The organism is Streptosporangium sp. NPDC006013, from assembly GCF_040614275.1.
GTDB lineage: Bacteria > Actinomycetota > Actinomycetes > Streptosporangiales > Streptosporangiaceae > Streptosporangium.
Window position 1 is genome coordinate 1 of record NZ_JBEXUE010000741.1, and the last position, 3,327, is coordinate 3,327.

Below are 3,327 nucleotides of genomic sequence, written 5' to 3' on the forward strand. Positions count from 1 at the left end.
CACCACGGTCCGCCAGCCCGTCCAGGCCATGGGGGTCGCGGCCGTACGCGCCCTGCTCGACGAGATCAAGGGGCGCCCCGCCAGGGCCGCCGAGTATCTCTTCCAGCCCGAACTCGTGGTCCGCGCGTCCACTCGGGCCCGATGGGCCTCCCACGACCTGAACGTTCCACCGGACCAGGTTCTCTGAGCCGGCGCCGGGCGGCCCGGTGGATCATGACGTACCCGCCTGGCACCCCGTCTCAAAAGCGGCTGTGACCCCGTTCGTGGGGCACTTTGTCCGTCCCATCGGCCCTCGACGCGTCGAGTGGGCTTCACGCGATCGGCGGGAAGCGGGAGTATTGGCGGCGTGAACCGCACAGCTGTACGTCTGGGAGTGTTCCTGCTGGCCGCCGTGGCGGTCGTGGCGGTACTGATGGCACTGCTGCCACCGTCCTCGCCCGGCGGGCTTGACGGTGGCGCCTCGCGAACCTCCGCCGTCGCGGTGAAGAAGCTGGGCGGCCGCGACCACGAGCTCACCGTGACCTCCACCGCGCTCGGCCGCGAGGGCATGGTCCGGGTCCTGCTGCCCGAGGGCTGGACGCCGGACTCGGGTCCGTGGCCGGTGCTGTACCTGCTGAACGGCTGCTGCCAGTCCGACTACGACACCTGGGTCACCAAGGGGGAGGCCGCGAGCCTCACCTCCGGCTACCGGGCGATCGTGGTCATCCCCGAGGGCGGCACCGTCGGCTTCTACTCCGACTGGCGCGACGGCCCCGGCTGGGAGACCTTCCACCTCACCGAGGTACGGCGGATCCTGGAGCGCGACTACGGCGCCGGGGACCGGCGGGCGGTGGCGGGACTGTCCATGGGCGGCTTCGGGGCCATGTCGTACGCGGCCCGCCATCCCGGCATGTTCCAGGCGGCCGCCTCCTTCTCCGGGGTGCTGCACACCCGCGACGGCAACGGCGGCGTCGACTGGCTGCTCAACCGGAACGGCGAGGACTCCGCGAAGCTCTGGGGCCCCCCGCGAGACCCCGAATGGGCCGCCCACAACCCGGCCGATCTCACCGGCGCGCTGCGCGGGGTACGGCTCTTCGTCTCCAGCGGCGACGGCTCCCCCGGCCCGCTGGACGGCACCTCCGAGCCGCGGGACGAGGGCGAGGCCGCCCTGCTCCGCCAGGCCGTGGCCTTCGCCGAGCGGGCCAGGGCCAACGGCGTCGACGTGACCGTCGACTTCTACGGGCCCGGCACCCACAGCTGGCCCTACTGGAGCCGCGGCCTCGAACGCGCGCTCCCCATGCTCATGGACTCCATCGACGCCGCTCCCTGACGACCTGGGACACCTCCTCGAAAGGTGTACCCACCCGCGCATCGGGGCGCCGAAAGTTAAGGCTGATGACTCTGGGCGTTCAGCTCAGGCACCCCTCGCCGGTCACCCCCGTGACTAGCGTTCGTCAAACACCCCAGTTCAGGGGCCTTTGTCGTATGTCACGAGGAGCCACCTTGCGAGTCCTGGCCGTTGTCCCCGCCCGCGGAGGTTCGGTGGGCGTTCCCCTGAAGAACCTGGCCCCGGTGGGCGGCAGTCCCCTGGTCGCCCGCGCGGTACGGGCCTGTGTGCGGGCCAAGCTGGTCGACGAGGTCGTGGTCAGCACCGACCACACCGGGATCGCCGAGGTGGCCCGCGCCGCGGGCGCGACCGTGATCGACCGGCCGGAAGAGCTGAGCGGCGGGACCGCCTCCAGCGAGTCCGCGGTGCTCCACGCGCTCGACCACACCCCCGACGTCCCCGACGTGGTCATCCTGGTGCAGTGCACCAGCGCGTTCATCGACCCCGCCGATCTGGACGGCGCCATCGCCAAGGTCCTGGACGGCAGCGCCGACGTGGTGTTCTCCGGGCTGGAGACGCACGAGTTCCTGTGGAGCGTGAACGGCGCGGGCGTCAACCACGACCCCTCCCACCGGCCGCGCCGCCAGGACCGCGAACCGCAGTTCCGCGAGACCGGCGCCTTCTACGTGATGCGCGCCGAGGGTCTGCGCGAGCACGGCCACCGCTTCTTCGGCACCGTCGCCGTGCAGCGGGTCTCCCCGCACCACGCCGTCGAGGTGGACACCCCCGAGGATCTGGAGATCGTACGGGCGCTGGCACCGTTCGTGGACCGGCCCGAGCCGATCGACGTGGACGCGGTGATCACCGACTTCGACGGCGTGCACACCGACGACCGCGCCTACGTCGACCAGGACGGCCGCGAGATGGTCGCGGTCAGCCGCTCCGACGGCATGGGCATCTCACTGCTGCGCCGCTCCGGCGTCAAATTGATGATCATGTCCACCGAGCACAACCCGGTGGTCGCGGCCCGCGCCCGCAAGCTCGGCGTGCCCGTCCTGCAGGGCCTGACCGACAAGCGGACCGTGCTGCGCGACTGGCTGGCCATCGAGGGAATCGACCCGGCCCGCGTCGCCTACGTCGGCAACGACGTCAACGACCTGGGCCCGATGAGCGACGTCGGCTGGCCCGTCACCGTCCCCGACGCCCACCCGAAGGTCCGCGCCGCCGCCAGGACCGTGCTGACCAGGCCCGGCGGGGCCGGGGCCGTACGGGAGCTGTGCGACCGGGTCCTCGCGGCCCGCCCGGCGGACGAGAAGGTCACCGGAGGGACCGCGCCCCGCGCCGAGCTGAGGCTCGCCCCGGTCGCCAGGCCCGTCCAGATCGGCGACGCGCTGATCGGCGCCGGACAGCCGGTCTACGTGATCGGTGAGATCGGCATCAACCACAACGGCGACCTGGACATCGCGCGCCGGCTCATCGACGTGGCGGCCGAGGCGGGCTGTCAGGCCGTCAAGTTCCAGAAGCGCACGCCGGAGATCTGCGTGCCGCTGGAGCAGCGCGACCAGATCCGGCAGACGCCGTGGGGCGAGATGACCTACATGGAGTACAAGCTCAGGACCGAGTTCGGCCTGGAGGAGTACTCCCAGATCGCCGAGCACTGCCAGAAGCGGGGCCTGCACTGGTTCGCCTCGCCGTGGGACGTGCCGTCCGTTGAGTTCCTGGAGTCCATGGACGTGGTCACCCACAAGGTCGCCTCGGCGAGCGTGACCGACCTGGAACTGCTCCGCGCGCTCGCCGCGACCGGCAAGCCGATCATCCTGTCCACCGGCATGTCCACGCTGGAGGAGATCGACCAGGCGGTGGAGCTTCTCGGCACCTCCAAGCTGGTGCTGATGCACGCCACCTCCACCTACCCTCTCCCCCCCGTGGCGTCGCGGGTGAGGTCGAAGCCTGCCGGGCCAGGCCCGCGGAGGGCTTTCCTTGTTCGTGGCTGCCCAAGGCGCTAGAGAACTAGACTGAAC

3 protein-coding genes are annotated in these 3,327 nt (G+C 71.3%); all 3 read left to right on the top strand.

Annotated features, from left to right (window positions below; all coding sequences use genetic code 11):
- A partial coding sequence (locus ABZ260_RS48840) for a substrate-binding domain-containing protein (RefSeq protein WP_355632177.1) occupies positions 1-187 on the top strand: 187 nt, incomplete at its 5' end.
- Positions 188-346: 159 nt separating this feature from the next.
- Positions 347-1,309 carry an alpha/beta hydrolase family protein gene (locus ABZ260_RS48845; protein ID WP_355632180.1) on the top strand — a complete coding sequence of 321 codons (963 nt, stop codon included), beginning with the start codon at positions 347-349 and terminating at the stop codon, positions 1,307-1,309.
- A 155-nt stretch (positions 1,310-1,464) separates the two neighbouring features.
- Entirely contained in the window at positions 1,465-3,312 is a 1,848-nt protein-coding gene (locus ABZ260_RS48850) for an N-acetylneuraminate synthase family protein (RefSeq protein ID WP_355632183.1), read from the top strand.
- The last annotated feature ends 15 nt before the right edge of the window (positions 3,313-3,327 follow it).

Bases quoted from the DNA above. Each gene is read 5' to 3' on its own strand.
- ABZ260_RS48850 (WP_355632183.1), top strand. From the start codon at position 1,465: ATGTCACGAGGAGCCACCTTGCGAGTCCTGGCCGTTGTCCCCGCCCGC.